The sequence below is a fragment of the Oribacterium sp. oral taxon 102 genome (assembly GCF_013394775.1).
In the GTDB taxonomy this organism is placed as follows: Bacteria; Bacillota; Clostridia; order Lachnospirales; family Lachnospiraceae; genus Oribacterium.
The window spans coordinates 1,392,658-1,408,907 of sequence record NZ_JABXYT010000001.1; the positions used below are offsets into that span (position 1 = coordinate 1,392,658).

General features: G+C 56.5%; 16 protein-coding genes and 1 tRNA gene. 16 read left to right on the forward strand and 1 reads right to left on the reverse strand.

The genetic code is table 11. The annotated features are described in order from the left end of the window. Window positions 1-131 precede the first annotated feature (131 nt). Window positions 132-210, reverse strand: a tRNA-Leu gene (locus HW273_RS06380). 177 nt (window positions 211-387) lie between these two features. Here HW273_RS06380 and HW273_RS06385 point away from each other — a divergent pair. The 16 genes from HW273_RS06385 (at window position 388) to HW273_RS06460 (ending at window position 16,196) form a co-directional block, all read left to right on the forward strand. Further along, a complete protein-coding gene (locus HW273_RS06385; RefSeq protein ID WP_179010982.1) occupies window positions 388-735 on the forward strand; it encodes an anti-sigma factor family protein in 348 nt (115 codons plus the stop codon). Window positions 736-864: 129 nt separating this feature from the next. Then, a complete protein-coding gene (polA, locus tag HW273_RS06390; RefSeq protein ID WP_179010983.1) occupies window positions 865-3,492 on the forward strand; it encodes a DNA polymerase I in 2,628 nt (875 codons plus the stop codon). Further along, entirely contained in the window at window positions 3,492-3,836 is a 345-nt protein-coding gene (locus HW273_RS06395) for a hypothetical protein (protein WP_179010984.1), read from the forward strand. The genes polA and HW273_RS06395 overlap by 1 nt, the downstream gene beginning before the upstream one ends. After that, window positions 3,830-4,486 carry a dephospho-CoA kinase gene (coaE, locus tag HW273_RS06400; RefSeq protein ID WP_179010985.1) on the forward strand — a complete coding sequence of 219 codons (657 nt, stop codon included), beginning with the start codon at window positions 3,830-3,832 and terminating at the stop codon, window positions 4,484-4,486. The genes HW273_RS06395 and coaE overlap by 7 nt, the downstream gene beginning before the upstream one ends. Continuing rightward, the gene (locus HW273_RS06405) at window positions 4,380-5,186 is read left to right on the forward strand and encodes an MBL fold metallo-hydrolase (protein ID WP_179010986.1); all 807 of its coding nucleotides are present in this window, start codon (window positions 4,380-4,382) and stop codon (window positions 5,184-5,186) included. The genes coaE and HW273_RS06405 overlap by 107 nt, the downstream gene beginning before the upstream one ends. A 229-nt stretch (window positions 5,187-5,415) precedes the next feature. Continuing rightward, a complete protein-coding gene (locus HW273_RS06410) occupies window positions 5,416-5,688 on the forward strand; it encodes an ACT domain-containing protein (RefSeq protein ID WP_179010987.1) in 273 nt (90 codons plus the stop codon). A 58-nt stretch (window positions 5,689-5,746) separates the two neighbouring features. Next, on the forward strand, window positions 5,747-7,123 hold the full coding sequence (locus tag HW273_RS06415) for a PFL family protein (RefSeq protein WP_179010988.1): 1,377 nt from the start codon (window positions 5,747-5,749) through the stop codon (window positions 7,121-7,123). 33 nt (window positions 7,124-7,156) lie between these two features. Beyond that, entirely contained in the window at window positions 7,157-8,308 is a 1,152-nt protein-coding gene (locus HW273_RS06420; RefSeq protein WP_179010989.1) for a nucleotidyltransferase family protein, read from the forward strand. A 45-nt stretch (window positions 8,309-8,353) separates the two neighbouring features. After that, window positions 8,354-8,686: a cyclic-di-AMP receptor gene (locus HW273_RS06425; protein ID WP_179010990.1), complete on the forward strand. Its 333-nt coding sequence runs from the start codon at window positions 8,354-8,356 to the stop codon at window positions 8,684-8,686. A 290-nt stretch (window positions 8,687-8,976) separates the two neighbouring features. Next, window positions 8,977-9,981: a phosphate acetyltransferase gene (pta, locus tag HW273_RS06430; protein ID WP_179010991.1), complete on the forward strand. Its 1,005-nt coding sequence runs from the start codon at window positions 8,977-8,979 to the stop codon at window positions 9,979-9,981. Window positions 9,982-10,101: 120 nt separating this feature from the next. Further along, window positions 10,102-11,295 carry an acetate kinase gene (locus HW273_RS06435; RefSeq protein ID WP_179010992.1) on the forward strand — a complete coding sequence of 398 codons (1,194 nt, stop codon included), beginning with the start codon at window positions 10,102-10,104 and terminating at the stop codon, window positions 11,293-11,295. A 163-nt stretch (window positions 11,296-11,458) separates the two neighbouring features. After that, window positions 11,459-11,641, forward strand: a complete 183-nt coding sequence (gene rpmF, locus HW273_RS06440) for a 50S ribosomal protein L32 (protein WP_179010993.1) — start codon at window positions 11,459-11,461, stop codon at window positions 11,639-11,641. 215 nt (window positions 11,642-11,856) lie between these two features. Continuing rightward, window positions 11,857-12,987 carry an FtsH protease activity modulator HflK gene (hflK, locus tag HW273_RS06445; protein ID WP_243206759.1) on the forward strand — a complete coding sequence of 377 codons (1,131 nt, stop codon included), beginning with the start codon at window positions 11,857-11,859 and terminating at the stop codon, window positions 12,985-12,987. Window positions 12,988-13,012: 25 nt separating this feature from the next. Then, window positions 13,013-13,924 (forward strand): protease modulator HflC, encoded by a 912-nt coding sequence (gene hflC, locus HW273_RS06450; RefSeq protein WP_243206760.1) that lies wholly within the window; start codon window positions 13,013-13,015, stop codon window positions 13,922-13,924. Between the two features lie 137 nt (window positions 13,925-14,061). Then, the gene (locus HW273_RS06455; protein ID WP_179010994.1) at window positions 14,062-14,280 is read left to right on the forward strand and encodes a cation transporter; all 219 of its coding nucleotides are present in this window, start codon (window positions 14,062-14,064) and stop codon (window positions 14,278-14,280) included. A gap of 14 nt (window positions 14,281-14,294) precedes the next feature. Then, on the forward strand, window positions 14,295-16,196 hold the full coding sequence (locus tag HW273_RS06460; RefSeq protein WP_179010995.1) for a heavy metal translocating P-type ATPase: 1,902 nt from the start codon (window positions 14,295-14,297) through the stop codon (window positions 16,194-16,196). Window positions 16,197-16,250 lie beyond the last annotated feature (54 nt).

Sequence of the window (16,250 nt, forward strand, 5' to 3'; positions counted from 1 at the left end):
TGTAATTGTCCTGTCAAATGTCCGAACGCTCGTATAAGCAAGCTTGCCTCGCGTTCGTCCGACTGACAGGGGAATTATACAGTAAAGAACGGGGATTCAGAACAGTTTTCTGTTCTGAATCCCCGTCGCTCTGCCGCTGGCCGGACTCGAACCGGCATGGTTTCCCGCTTGATTTTGAGTCAAGTGCGTCTGCCATTCCGCCACAGCGGCAAGTAGACAGATAAAAATCTAACATATCCAACAGGCTTTTGCAAGATTTTTCCGGAAGTTTTACTTTCCTGCCGGATCGGCATCCGTGCGGATTTTTGACAGTGGAATCAAAGAATGCTAAAATGATTTCTACTTTGGTATTCTTTGGAAAACGGAAGACGCCATGGGGACAGAAAAATGCAGATGAATTGCCTGGAAGCGCGAAAGTGCATATACCATTATCTGAACGGGGATCTGGGGGAGGAGAAGCTCCGGAGCTTCCTGCAGCATCTCACGGAGTGCCCGGAATGTATGGAGGAGCTTCGGATCACGCACATGGTCTATTCCGGCGTGGCGAAGCTGGACAGCAGTACGGATGATCCGCTCGATCTGGAGCGGGACTTCCGGAGGAGTCTCGAGCAGTCCCGTTTTCTGCTGCTTCGGCGGACGGGACTTCGGATCACCTGCTATGCGGTGGAGACGGCGGCATTCTGGAGCCTGCTGCTCAGCCTCCTCCTCTACCTCCGGCTGTACTTCATCGGCTGAAGGCAAGGCGCAGGGAGAGAGCTCCGCAGTTTCCATGAAAAAGCCGCGGAACGGATTTTCGAGGTGTGCGCCGATGACGCGATAAAAAAACAAAGCTGAGAGAACGGACAGGTGATGCAGGAGATTTGTATGAAGGACAAACTTTTATTGATCGACGGGCACAGCATCCTTTCCCGTGCCTTTTACGGCATTCCGGAGCTGAATAACTCGCAGGGCATCCATACCAACGCGGTCTATGGCTTCCTGAATATTCTTTTGAAGGGACTGGAGACGGAGGAGGCGGATCACCTCGCCGTCGCCTTCGACCTGCATCACCCGACCTTCCGACACGCGCTTTACCCGGAGTACAAGGGGACGCGGAAGCCGATGCCGGAGGAGCTCAGGGAGCAGGTTCCGCTGATGCAGGAGCTGCTCCGCAGCATGCGGATTCCGATTCTGACCATGCAGGGCTACGAGGCGGACGATATTCTCGGGACGATCGCGAAGCGGATGCAGGCAGAGGGCAGGGAGGTCACCATCATTTCCGGAGACAGGGATCTCCTGCAGCTCGCGGACGAGCACATCAAGATCAGCATCCCGAAGACCGTGAGGGGACAGACGGAGGTCTGCCATTATTTTCCTGCGGAGGTGAAGGCGGAATGGGGCGTCAGCCCGATGGAATTCATTGACTGGAAAGCGCTGGCGGGAGACAGCAGCGACAATATTCCGGGGGTCGCCGGCTTCGGAGACAAGACGGCGAGCTGGATCATAGCGCATTATCACAGCATTGAAAATGCAAGGGAGCATGCGCTGGATGCGGAGTTCAGGGTGCCGCGCAAGCCGAAGGCAGGGCAGATGCTCCTTGAAAACTGGGACATCGCGGCACTCTCCAAGACGCTCGCGACGATTCATACGGATGTGCCGATCGACTTTTGCTATGAGGACGCTGCGGTCAGGGATATGTTCAATGCCGATTCGCGCACGCTGGTGCGGCGTCTCGAGCTGAAAACGCTCCTGAAGCGCTTCGAGGAGAGCGCGCTCCCTACAGAGCAGGGCAGCGTGTCCGGCATCGAGCCGGAGCTCTTTAAGGAGGTCACAGATCCTTATATCGCGAGGGTTGTCTTCCGGGATGCGGAGAAGTCCGGCGCAGCGGGCTTCTGCCTGCGCCCTGAGGAGGACACGGAGAATCCGTTTGAGAAGACAACGGTGCTTTATTTCGTGCTGGAGGGGAAGCGCTGCTACCGTTTTCACGGCTTTGACTTCAGGGAGCAGCTCTCCCGTCTCTCCGAGACGACGACACTTTATACGCTCAATCTGAAGGATCAGCTGCATATTCTGGAGCTTCCGCGGGAGGCGAAGTTGCACGACCTCGCGCTCTGTGCCTACCTGATCAATCCGCTGAAGGACAGCTACAGCTATGAGGATCTCGCAAGAGATTTTCTGGATGAGACGCTCCCGACGGAAAAGGAGCTTTCCGACAAGACGGATGCAGGGAAATATACGGCGGCAGTGGCTCTATTAAGTCATGAGGCAGTATTCCGCCGGCTTCGCGAGCTGGAGAGTCTCTCTCTCTACGAGGAGATCGAGCGGCCGCTGCTCCGCACGCTTTACGATATGGAGAAGGAGGGCGTACGCGTAGATCGTGAAGCGCTGGTGCGTTACGGGAAAGAGCTCTCCGACGGAATCGAGCGGCTGCGCACGCAGATCTATGCGGAATGCGGGGAGGAATTCAATATCAACTCGACACAGCAGCTCGGACGGATTCTCTTCGAGAAGATGGGGCTGCCGGGCGGACGGAAGACCAAGACCGGTTATTCCACTGCTGCGGATGTGCTGGAGAAGCTCTCGGAGGAGTACCGGATAGTCGATGACATTCTGCAGTACCGTACCTATACGAAGCTGAATTCCACTTACGCGCAGGGACTCCTCGGCTGTATTTCGGAGGACGGACGGATTCACGGGCAGTTCAATCAGACAGTGACGGCGACCGGCAGGATCTCCTCAACAGAGCCGAATTTACAGAATATCCCGATCCGTACGGAGATGGGGCGGCGTTTCCGGCAGGTTTTCGTCCCGAAGCCGGGCTGTATCTTTCTTGACGCGGATTATTCGCAGGTGGAGCTTCGTATTCTCGCCTCCCTGAGCGGGGATGAGAAGCTGATCGCCGCGTACCGCAATGCGGATGACATCCATGCCGTGACTGCCTCGCAGGTCTTTCATGTACCGCTCTCGGAGGTGACGCCGCAGCTCCGCCGGAACGCAAAGGCTGTCAACTTCGGCATTGTTTACGGAATCTCTGCCTTCGGACTCTCCGAGGGACTGAGTATCTCCCGGCAGGAGGCGAAGGAATATATAGAACGTTATTTCGAAACCTATCCGGCAGTCAAGCGCTATCTTGACGGAGAGGTCGCCTATGCCCGGGAGCATGGCTTCGTGAAGACGCTCTTCGGACGGCGGAGGCCGGTGCCGGACATTCACGCCTCAAACTTCCTGCGCCGCTCCTTCAGTGAGCGTGTAGCGATGAATTCGCCGATTCAGGGAACCGCCGCGGACATCATGAAAAAGGCGATGAACGCAGTGAATCAGGCACTCCGGGAGGAGGGACTTCGCGCACGGATCGTCCTGCAGGTGCATGACGAGCTGCTGCTGGAAACGCCGGTCGAGGAGGCAGAGCGGGTCGAGGCGCTGCTTGTGGAGAAAATGCAGGGCGCGGCGGTGCTTCGGGTGCAGCTCGCGGCGACCGCGGCGCGCGGAGAGAATTGGGAAGAAGCACACTGATGAGGGAAATCACGTCAAAGGATATCATGCATATCGGCTTTTTGAAGAAGGAATGCTTTACCGGCTCCAATGCGGGGATGCGTTACCGGATGGAAATGCGCGAGCAGGAGCGAAAAAAGGAAGCGGCAGAGCGCGGAGACGGCGTGGAGACCGAGACTGTGCGGGAGCTGCTCGTCACGGTATGGCCGGAGCCCTACGCCTTTGATCATACGCCGGAGGAGGAGAAGGAGAGCAGAGCCTTTTCCTTCGATGAGGAGGGGGTAGAGGCAGGGAGACAGTGGCTGAATGAGCGCTGTGCCGAAGAGGACTGGGATGGGCGGCGGCTGAGGGACAGGGCATGGTGATTGCGGTATTCGGCGGCATCGGAGCCGGGAAGAGCATGGTTCTTTCTATTCTGGAAGAGGAATTCTCCATGCGGGTCTGCCGGACAGATGAACTCGCAAAGTCCCTTTATCAGCCCGGGACGGAGGTATATCGTGGTCTGCTCGCGCTTTTCGGAAGAGAAATCATGGAGCCGGAGACGGGAGCGCTCGACCGCAGACGGATGGCAAAACAAATGTTTTCCGATCCGGCCCTGACAGAGCAGGTTTCCCGTCTGGTTCATCCCGTAGTCTGGGGAGCGGTCTCGGAGAGAATCGCGGATGCGCGGGAAAGCGCCTATGACCTCGCGGTAGAAACCGCGCTTCCGACAGAGGAATTTCTGCGGTGCTGCGATCACAGAATTTTTGTGTCCGCACGGCGGGATCTGCGGCTCGAACGTCTGCTCCGGGATCGCGGCTATTCCCGCGCGGAGGCGGAGGCACGGCTTCATGCGGAGGAGGCGGAGCGCTTTCTGAGCTTTGCCGACATTATCATTGAGAATTCAAGGACAAAAGAGGAAACCATAAATGAGATTTACCAGTATTTCGAGCGGCTCCAGCGGGAACGTGAGCTACATCGGGACGGAACGGACACATATTCTGGTGGATGCCGGCGTCACGATGAAGGCGATTAACGAGGGGCTTCGGACGCTGGAGCTGGAGCTCTCGGACATTCAGGGGATCTTCCTGACGCATGAGCACATCGACCATATCAAGGCGATCGGGGCGATATCGAGACGCTACGGCATCCCGATCTACGGGACGCTGGAAACCTTGCAGGAGCTGATCTCCGGGAATGGACAGAAAAAGCTCGGAGAGCTGGATCGGGAACTGCTGCATCCGATCCTTCCGGATGCGGAGAGTCGGATCGGAGATCTGTCCGTGCTGCCCTTTTCCATCGACCACGATGCAGCGAATCCGGTGGCGTACCGGGTGAGCGACGGCGTGTACAGCGTTGCGGTAGCGACGGACATGGGACATTTCGATTCCTATATCGAGGCGCATCTCCGGGAACTGGATGCGATGCTGATTGAGGCGAACCATGATATCGCCATGCTGAGCAGTGGACCCTATCCGATGGCGCTGAAGCGCCGTATTCTCTCAGATCGCGGTCACCTTTCCAATGACAATGCAGGACGGCTCCTGGATCGGGTGCTGCACGATCGGCTGCGCCACATCTTCCTCGGGCATCTCAGTCTGGAAAACAATCAGCCGGAGCTTGCGAAAAGCACGGTGGAGCAGGAGATCGACGCCTCGGAGAGCGGCTATCATAGCGGCGACTTCGAGATCAGTGTAGCGAAGCGGGATTGCGTATCGGAGCTCGTGGTGCTATAATGGGCAAAATGTCTGCATGAGGAGGATGATTGTCTTTCTGTGGGAGACACTGATTTATTCATGACGCCCGTCCGTTGGCACGTAATTTTTCAAAATTTAATCAGTACTTCCCGAAAAGAATATTTCATGTAATGGTGCAGGCAAGACATTCGTAATTGTTATCTGTTTTATGCCGAAGCCTGCCGGAGGCGGGGAGGTATGCGCGGGAGCGCAGCAGAGAAGGAGGCGTATGAGAAAGGCGATCATTACTGTGGTGGGGAAGGATTCCGTAGGGATTATTGCGAGGGTCTGCACCTTCCTTTCCGAGAGGAATATCAACATTCTGGATATCTCTCAGACCATTACAGGCGGCTACTTTAATATGATGATGATTGTAGACATCGCGGAGGCGAGGGGAGAAATCAATCTGCTTTCGGAGGCGCTCACAGAGCTCGGGGAGCATATCGGCGTCAGCATCCGCATTCAGCTGGAGGAGATCTTCACGATGATGCATCGGATCTGAGGAGATGTCGATTCCATTCGAAAAAGCGATGTAGCGTGCGGAAGAGGGAAGGGAGATTATGGCTGCATTTGAAATCAACTCTATGGAGGTGCTGGAAACCAACAAGATGATCGAGCACAACAATCTGGATGTGCGCACGATCACCATGGGGATCAGCCTTCTCGACTGCGGTGCGGAGGATGTGGACAGCTTCTGCGGGAAAATCTATCGGAAAATCACGACCAAGGCGAAGGATCTCGTTGCGGCAGGCGAACAGATCTCGAAGGAATACGGGGTTCCGATCGTAAATAAGAGGATCTCCGTCACGCCGATCGCGATCGCGGGGGCGGGCGCCTGCCGGAGCATCGAGGACTTCGTGAAGGTTGCGCACACGCTGGATCGGGCGGCGCATACGGTCGGGGTAAATTTCCTGGGAGGGTTTTCCTCAGTCTGCCAGAAGGGAATGACGGCGGCGGACGAGCTTTTGATACGGGCGATCCCGCAGGCACTTTCGGAGACAGAGATCGTCTGTGCGTCGGTAAACCTCGGCTCGACCAAGACCGGCATCAATATGGACGCAGCTTGTCTGATGGGGGAGGTCATCAAGGAAGCAGCGTATCTGAGCCGCGATACAGATTCCAGCGCCTGCGCGAAGCTCGTGGTCTTCTGCAATGCGCCGGACGACAATCCGTTCATGGCAGGCGCTTTTCACGGCGTTTCCGAGGCGGACTGCATTCTGAATGTCGGCGTTTCCGGTCCGGGCGTCGTCCGGGATGCCTTAAGCCATGCGGAGAATATGGATTTCGAGGAGCTTTCCGAAACAATCAAGAGAACGGCGTTTAAGATCACGAGAGTCGGACAGCTCGTGGCGAAGGAGGCATCCCGTATGCTCGGAGTTCCGTTCGGCATCATCGATCTCTCGCTCGCGCCGACCCCGGCAGTCGGCGATTCGGTCGCGGATATTCTGGAAATGATGGGTCTGGAGCGCGCCGGCGCGCCCGGTACGACCGCCGCGCTGGCGATGCTGAACGATCAGGTCAAAAAGGGAGGCATCATGGCATCCAGCTCCGTCGGCGGACTGTCCGGCGCATTTATTCCCGTGTCGGAGGATCAGGGGATGATTGCCGCGGTGTCGGAGGGTGCGCTGACGCTCGAGAAGCTGGAGGCGATGACCTGTGTCTGCTCGGTAGGACTCGATATGATCGCCATTCCGGGCGATACCGCTGCGGCGACGATTTCCGGCATGATCGCAGATGAGGCGGCGCTGGGAATGGTGAACCAGAAAACCACCGCGGTTCGGGTGATTCCCGCCTACGGCAAGACCGTCGGCGACACGGTTAACTTCGGCGGGCTTCTCGGACACGCGCCGGTTATGCGCGTGAATTCCTTCGGCTGCGAACGCTTCATTAGAAGGAAGGGGCGGATTCCCGCGCCGATTCATTCCTTTAAGAACTGAGAGGGAAAGCGGAAGCGGCAGAGGAGAAGCGTTATGTATAAAGGGGAGAGGGTCGTCGGCATCATCGCGGAATTCAACCCCTTCCATGAGGGACACCGGTATCTGATCCGTTATGCGAAGGAGAAATATCAGGCGAAATATGTCGTGATTGCCATGTCGGGCGATTTCGTGCAGCGGGGGGAGCCGGGCTTCTTCTCGAAATATGAGCGCACGGAGAAGGCGCTCCGAAACGGTGTGGATCTCGTGCTGCAGATGCCGGTGCTGTTTTCGACGGCCTCCGCAGAGGATTTCGCCGCCTGCGGTGTGGCGATGCTGGAAAAGGCAGGCATTGTGGATCTGCTCCTGTTCGGCTCGGAGTCCGGCAGGATAGAGCCGCTGGAGGAAGCGGCGGCGTTTCTTCTTAGGGAGGAACGGGGAGCTGCAGCGCGCTCTGCCTTTTCCCGCGCCCTTCGGATGAGGCTTCGGGAGGGGCAGAGCTTCCCTGCGGCGCGGGAGGCTGCGGCGCGGGAAGTCGAGCCGGGGCTCTCGCTGTCCCTCTGTGCGAACGATGTGCTGGGCGTGGAGTATCTGAAGGCGATGAAACGGCAGAATGTCGGCTTTTCCGCTGCCGTGCTGCGCCGGAACCAGAAGCTTCGGAGCGCGCACTCGATCCGGGAGGGAATTTCGGAGAGCTGCGGCGCAGACTGCGTGCATCGCTGTTATGCGGAGGCTGATATGCTCTCAGATATGCTTTCCTATCGTCTGCTGGAGCTGGAAAGGGACGGGATTTCCTGCATGGACTTCTCCGATGTCTCGGAGGAGCTCGCGCGGGGACTGCGGAAGCAGCTCTTCATGCGAAAAACCTTTCGGGAACGTGCCACTTTGCTTAAGAGTAAAAATGTCACCTACTCCAGAGTTTCCAGAGCACTGCTGCATATCCTTTTGGATATCCGTAAGGACATGGTGCAGAGGGCAAGGGAGGAGGGCTATGTCAGCTTCCACCGGGTACTCGGTGTTTCCCAGGACGGGCGTGCGCTGCTGGGCGCACTGCAACTCCCGGTGCTCTCCTCTCCGGCACGTTGGGAGAGGGAAGCGGAGGGTGCGGGAGAGCTGCAGCTTCGCACAGATCTCTTCGCGAGCCGTATCTATGGGATGATTTACAATACTTTTTATAACGATTATACAGAAAAGTTGCGTGTCCTTTGAAAAAATTGTAAAATAAACATAGTATATGTTCTGGGAGGTGAAGACATGAAACTGATTTATGCCATCATTCGAAATGACAACGAGGACGACGTAACTTCCGCGCTGATGAGGGGGCATTTTCAGGTGACCAAGCTTGCGACGACCGGCGGCTTCCTCCGAAAGGGCAATACGACCCTGATGATCGCCGTAGAGGATACGGAGACGGAGCGCTGCATCGATACGATCAAGCAGCAATGCGGGAAGCGCCAGAAGATCACCGTAAATATGCCCTATGTTTCCGGGACATCGATGATGAACTATACGACGATGCCGATGCAGGTCGAGATCGGAGGCGCAACGATCATGGTAGTGCCGCTGGAGCGCTTCGAGAAATACTGACTGCCGGAACCGGGGACGCGTACTCGAAAATGTGCAAGAATATCCGGGATTCTTCCTTGCCGTGCGGGGGCTTTCGAGTATAATAAAGGTAACGGAGAGATACTGTATACAAGATAGTACCTCTTTCTTTCATGGAAAGGGCGGGGAGGATTCTTCCATACCTTATTTAAAGAAGCAATCGCAGGCGATTGCTCTAAACCGTTCAAAGCCGCGAGGCTCCCCCGATCAAAGATCGGGGGACAGAATAGAGGCGGAAGCCTCAAGTTTCAGAATCGAGAGGAGAGATGATCATGGCTTTTATTGATGACGTGAAAGCAAATGCGAAGAGCAGGATGAAGACGATCGTGCTTCCGGAGTCCGAGGACAGGAGGACGCTGGTCGCGGTGGATCAGATCCTGAAGGAGGGCTTTGCGAAAGTAATTCTTTTGGGAAATCCGGAGAAGGTGAAGGCGGATGCCAAGGCATGGGGTGCGGAGATCACGGGCGCGGAGATCGTGGATCCGGCGAGCTCCGACAGGCTGGACAGCTATGTCGCGGAGCTTGTCGAGCTTCGGAAGAAGAAGGGCATGACCGAGGAGGAGGCACGGAAGATCCTGACGAGCTCCAATACCTATTTCGGCGTGATGATGGTGAAGAAGGGAGATGCGGACGGACTGGTGTCCGGCGCCTGCCATTCCACCGCGGATACGCTGCGTCCCTCTCTCCAGATCCTGAAGACCAAGCCGGGCACCAAGCTGGTTTCTGCCTTCTTTATCATCAATGTGCCGAACTGCGAGTACGGGGAGAACGGAACCTTCGTCTTCTCGGACTGCGGGCTGAATCAGAATCCGACCGCGGAGGAGCTTGCGGCGATCGCCGAGTCCTCCGCCGAGTCGTTCCGCTTCCTGGTGGGCAAGGAGCCGAAGGTCGCGATGCTTTCCTACTCTACCAAGGGCTCGGCGAAGCATGACGATGTGACGAAGGTGCAGGAGGCGACGCGGATCGCGCAGGAGGCGAATCCGGAGCTCCTGCTGGACGGAGAGCTCCAGCTCGACGCTGCGCTTGTAGCGTCCGTGGCAGCGCTCAAGGCGCCGGGCTCCAAGGTGGCGGGGCATGCCAATACCCTGATTTTCCCGAATCTCGATGCGGGAAATATCGGCTATAAGCTGGTACAGAGACTCGGCAAGGCGGAGGCCTACGGTCCGATGACGCAGGGCATCGCCGCACCGGTCAACGACCTTTCCCGCGGCTGCTCCGCAGAGGATATTGTCGGCGTCGTAGCGATCACGGCGGTACAGTGTCAGCTCTACGGTTGAGTTTGAAATTGCCGGTTCTCCGGCGCCTGCATAAACAGAGCCCTGACGCCGTTTCGAGAGCGTGAGACGGCGCGTCAGGGAAACAATACAGCACTTCACGAGACGAAAGGGTACATTTCCATGAAGATTTTAGTCATCAACTGCGGTTCCTCTTCTTTAAAATACCAGCTCATCGATATGGAAAAGGAGGCGGTTCTGGCAAAGGGACTCTGCGAGAGGATCGGGATCGACGGCTCCAAGCTGACGCACAAGGCGGAGGGCAAGGAGGATTTCGTGAATGAAACGCCGATGCCGGATCATTCCGTAGCAGTCAAGCTCGTATTCGACGCGCTGACCGACAGCGCGCACGGTGTGGTACAGTCTGTAGACGAGATCAGCGCGATCGGTCACCGGGTCCTGCATGGCGGAACCAAGTTTACTGAGTCAATCGTTGTAACGGATGAAGTGAAGAAGGTGATCCGTGAGTGCTTCGACCTCGGGCCCCTCCACAATCCGGCGAACCTGATGGGGATCGAAGCCTGCGAGAAGGTGGTTCCGGGCAAGAAGAACGTCGCCGTATTTGATACCACCTTCGGGATGGGACTGCCGGAGAAGGCATACTATTATGCGATTCCGACCGAATACTATGAGAAGTACGGCATCCGCCGCTACGGCTTCCACGGTACCAGCCACGCATTCGTTTCCAAGGAGACCATCCGTTTCGGACAGCTTGATCCGGAGAAGGCGAGGGTGATCGTCTGCCACCTCGGAAACGGCGCTTCCATCTCCGCCTCCATCGGCGGCAGAGCGGTGGATACCTCCATGGGACTGACCCCGCTTGAGGGACTGATCATGGGAACCCGTTCCGGCGATATCGATGCGGCAGTGGTGCAGTATATTGCGAACCATGAGAATAAGACGGTGGATGAGGTGCTGAATATCCTCAACAAGAAGTCCGGCGTGCTCGGTATGTCCGGCGTATCCTCCGACTTCCGCGATGTGGAGAATGCTGCCAGAGAGGGCAATCATATGGCAGAGGTCGCGCTTGACGCGTTCCGCTACAGAGTGGCGAAGTACATCGGCGCGTATGCAGCTGCCATGAACGGCGTGGATGCGATCGCCTTCACCGCCGGCGTGGGCGAGAACGATAAGGTGACGAGAAAGCTGGTCTGCGAGCAGTACCTCTCCTTCCTCGGCGTGAAGATCGACGACGAGCGGAACAATGTCCGCGGCGAAGAGAGACTGATTTCCGCCGACGATTCCTCCGTGAAGGTCTTCCTGATCCCGACGAACGAGGAGCTGGCGATCGCGAGAGATACGCTGCGGCTGATCTGAGGGGAAATGCGCGGAAATTTCGGGATGACAAATTTATCCGGAATCCCTTGCTTTTTTGAAAACGATGTAGTATCATACTACGAGTGTTTCTGATCAAAGCAGAAATGATGACATACATTAAACCGATTGCATGAAAAGCCGGTATGACGAAGGAGGTGTAAATATGTCTATTTGTCCAAAGAACAAATCATCCAAGGCGCATAGAGACAGCAGAAGAGCGAACTGGAAGATGGGTGCTGTAAACCTGGTGAAGTGCGCAAAGTGCGGCGCTTTGGTTATGCCTCATAGAGTCTGCAAGGCCTGCGGTTCTTACAATAAGAGAGAAATCGTCAAGGTTGAGGATTGATTCCGTGCGGTGGAGAAGAGCTTCCGAGAGGGGGCTCTTTTTTTGTGATTGACTCTTTGTTTTTCTTTTTCCGCGATTCTCCTTTCCTTTGCGGCATCGGACATAAGGTAACGGTTTAAATCGTAGCTTGCGTCTTTCCTTTATTTCCGATATTCTAAGGGAGTAAGCGAGGCGAGCCGCCTCTCCGGGAGACGTCACACAGGAAGGAGAAAAGTATGCCGGAGCTCATTGTAATTGTGATCTGTTTCCTTGCCTATTTTCTGTATTCCCGCCGCACAAAGGGTGGAAGGAACAGAATCAGGGAGGCAAAATTCTGGAATATGGATGGAAAGGGGAGAATGGATTTTAATATGGGGAAGCTGCCGAAGCTGAACTGGGAGGGAAATATGCCGAAGCTCAGGGGGCCTGCGGCAGCGCTGCTTCTCCTGTTCTTTACAGCGCTGCTTGCCTCCGGCTCCTACTACAAGGTTTCGGAGCAGGAGCAGGCGGTCGTGACGATGTTCGGACAGGTGATTCGCACAGACAGTGCAGGACTCTATTGGAAGCTTCCGTTTGTGCAGAGTGTCCACAAGGTGGATACCACGACCTCCGGCATGCCGATCGGCTATACGCTGGAGAACGGCTCGCGCTATGACGGGGACAATGCGTACAGCGATACCGTGCCGTCAGAGGCGATGATGATTACCTCGGACTTCAATTTTGTTAACGTGGATTTTTATCTGGAGTACCGCGTCAGCAACCCCGTGCAGTATCTCTATGCTTCCTCCGATCCGGAGGGAATCCTCCGGAATGAGGCGCAGTCGGCGATTCGTTCTACGATCGCGAAGTACAGCGTCGACGATGTCATCACGACCGGAAAATCGCAGATTCAGGCGGAGGTACGGGATAAGCTGATTGCCGCGCTGGAGGAGAACGATATCGGCATTCAGGTCGTAAATGTGCTGGTGCAGGATGCGGAACCGCCAACCAGTGAGGTTCTGGCAGCCTTCAAGGCTGTGGAGACCGCGAAGCAGGGCGCGCAGACGGCAGGCACGCAGGCGCAGCAGTACAGAAATGAGCGGATTCCCGCGGCAGAGGCGAATGCGGACAAGACGAGGCAGACAGCAGAGGCGGCGAAGCAGGCGCGGATCGCGGAGGCGACAGGGCAGGTAGAGCGCTTCAACCGGATGTATGAGGAATATTCGAAATATCCGCTTGTCACGAAGCAGCGGCTGTTTTACGAGACGATAGAGGATGTGCTGCCGGAGCTGAAGGTCATCATCACAGACGGGAAGACCGCTACGATGTACCCGCTGGACAGCTTCTCTGAGGCTGTGACGCAGCCGTCGGAGAGGACGGAGGGGTGAGCCCCCGCCGCAGAAAGGAAGGGCTATGAATACAGAAATGAATACTGGACGTCCCGCAGACGGGAAGCGTCTCTTTTCCCGCGGGCTGCTGCTTGTGCTGCTGTTCCTCCTCCTGCTGCTCCTTCGCAGCAGCTTCTTCACGGTACGGATGAACTATTACGGAGTCGTCACGCAGTTCGGCAAGATCGTCCGGGTGGAGCCGAATGCGGGGCTGAAGCTGAAGCTTCCCCTGATACAGTCTGTGAGCTATGTGCCGAAGACGCTTCAGGTCTATGATATCGCGCCGTCGGATGTGATTACCCGGGATAAAAAATCCATGATTTCCGATAACTATATTCTCTGGCAGATCATTGATCCGGTTCGCTTCATGCAGACGCTGAACGGCTCAATCTCCGGCGCACAGGATCGCTGTTCGGTGGCAAGCTATAATGCGACGAAGAATGTCATCAGCTCCATGTCGCAGGACGACATCATCGCGGCGAGAGGGGAGAAGCTGACAGATCTGATCACGGAGGATGCCAACTCCAGCATCGGTGAGTACGGCATCCGCATCGCGAAAACGGCAATCAAGGCGCTCGACCTGCCGGACGACAATAAGGAAGCGGTATATCAGAGGATGATCTCCGAACGGAACAATATCGCGGCGGCGCATAAGGCGGAGGGAGACAGCGCTGCACAGAAGATCCGAAATGAGACGGATCGGGAGGTGGCTGTCATGAATGCGAATGCGGACAAGGAGGCGGCGATTCTCGAGGCAGAGGGGGAGCAGATCTATATGCAGACCCTGCAGAATGCATACAATACGCCGGAAAAGGCGGACTTCTATAATTATCTCCGTTCCCTCGATGCGCTGAAGGCATCTCTCAGAGGAGAAAACAAGACCGTCATTCTCGATAAGGATTCCGAGCTCGCGAAGGTTCTGTACGGTGTGAACTGAAAACACTTGACGAAATACCCTGATCGATGTATGATTGCATTATCAGTTAAACATATATTTAACTATCAATATATGTTTTCTGATAATGCATTTTTGATTGCGGAAATCGTGAAAGCTATTTCTGAAGGAGAACGAAGATGAAGAAGAGCTATCAGATCGAGGTGGACTGTGCGAATTGTGCGAACAAAATGGAGGAGGCGGCGAAAAGAACTGCGGGTGTCCGGGATGCGGTAGTCAATTTCATGGCGCTTAAGATGAATGTGGAGTTCGAGGAGGGGGCGGACTGCGACGAGGTTATGAAACGGGTTCTCCGTGCGTGCAGGGATGTCGAAGAGGACTGCGAGATCTATTTCTAGGGCAGGAGTGCGATATGAATAAAAAACAGAAAAAGCTGCTGTACCGCATTTTGCTTTCCGGAGGGCTGCTGCTTTCCCTGCTGCTGCTCGGGAAACACGGGCTGCTCCCCGAAAACGCCGCACTTCGTTTCCTGCTCTTCATGATCCCTTATTATATCATAGGGAACGATATCCTCCGGAAGGCGGTGAGGAATATCCGGAAAAAGCAGGTTTTCGACGAGGAATTCCTGATGGCGGTAGCGACGCTGGGCGCGATCCTTCTTGCGCTCTTCTCTCGCAGCGGGGACTATGTCGAGGCGATCGCAGTGATGCTCTTCTACCAGATCGGAGAATGGTTCCAGAGCTATGCCGTCGGCAGGAGCCGGAAGAATATCTCGGAGCTGATGGATATCCGTCCGGACTATGCCAATATCGAGAAGGATGGCGCGCTCGTACGGGTAGTGCCGGACGAGCTCCCGGTCGGCTCTGTGATCGTCGTCTGTCCCGGAGAGAAGGTGCCGATCGACGGCATCGTGCTGGAGGGCAGCTCCAGCCTGAATACCGCCGCGCTGACGGGAGAGAGCCTGCCTCGGGAAATCCGCCCGGGAGAGGAGATCATCAGCGGCTGCATCAACGAAAGCGGGCTTCTGAAGATCCGGACGACGAAGCGCTTCGGGGAATCTACGGTTTCGAGGATTCTCGAGCTGGTAGAGAATGCCGGCTCCCGAAAATCGAAGCCGGAGGATTTTATCACGAGGTTTGCGCGGGTCTATACGCCGGCGGTTGTCTACGCGGCGCTCGCACTGGCGGTGCTGCCTCCGATCCTTCAGCTGCTGCGGGGGACAGGCTCCGACTGGGAGATCTGGCTCTATCGGGCGCTGAGCTTCCTCGTGGCGAGCTGCCCCTGCGCGCTGGTCGTCAGCATTCCGCTGAGCTTCTTTGCAGGCATCGGCGGGGCGAGCCATTCCGGCATACTGGTGAAGGGCTCCAATTATCTGGAGCTTCTGTCTCGAACCCGCATCGTTGTATTTGATAAGACCGGCACGCTGACACAGGGCGTCTTCGAGGTAAACGGCATCCATCACAGTCCGCTGGAGGACGGGAAGCTGCTGGAATATGCTGCGCTTGCCGAGTCTGCGAGCACACATCCGATCAGCCGGAGCCTCCGAAAGGCATACGGCAGGGAGCTGGATCGTTCCCGCGTATCGGATATCCGGGAGCGAAGCGGAAGCGGCGTGATCGCGAGGGTGGACGGCAGAGAGGTTGCGGCAGGGAATGATAAGCTGATGCGCTCCCTTTCGGTTGCCTACCGAGACTGCCACTCTGTCGGGACGATCATTCACATCGCGATCGACGGGGAATACGCCGGGCATATCGTAATCGCGGATCGTGTGAAGCCCGGTGCGAGGGAGGCGGTGCAGGCATTAAGAGGAGCCGGTGTTCGACAGACAGTGATGCTGACCGGCGACAGTCGGCGCGTCGCCGACAGGGTCGCCGCAGAGCTCGGGATCGATACGGTCTTCTCGCAGCTGCTGCCGGGAGGTAAGGTGGAGCATTTGGAGGAGCTGCTTTCCGGGAAAGGGAAGCAGGAGGTACTCGCCTTCGTCGGGGATGGCATCAATGACGCGCCGGTGCTCCGGAGAGCCGATATCGGGATCGCAATGGGAGCGATGGGCAGCGACGCGGCGATCGAAGCGGCGGATATCGTCCTGATGGACGACAATCCCCTGCAGATCGCGAAGGCGATCCGGATCTCGCGAAAGGCGCTGCGCATCGTCTATGAGAACATCTTCTTTTCCATCACGGTGAAGCTGCTCTGCCTAGGGCTCGTCGCACTGGGGATTGCAGGAATGGGGCTGGCTGTCTTCGCGGATGTCGGCGTGATGATTCTGGCGGTGCTGAATGCGATACGGGCGCTCTTCGTGAAACGGCTGTAAGACAGACAAAAGAGTACCGGAAGAGTAAAGCACCGCATTTGGAAGAACAGGGAA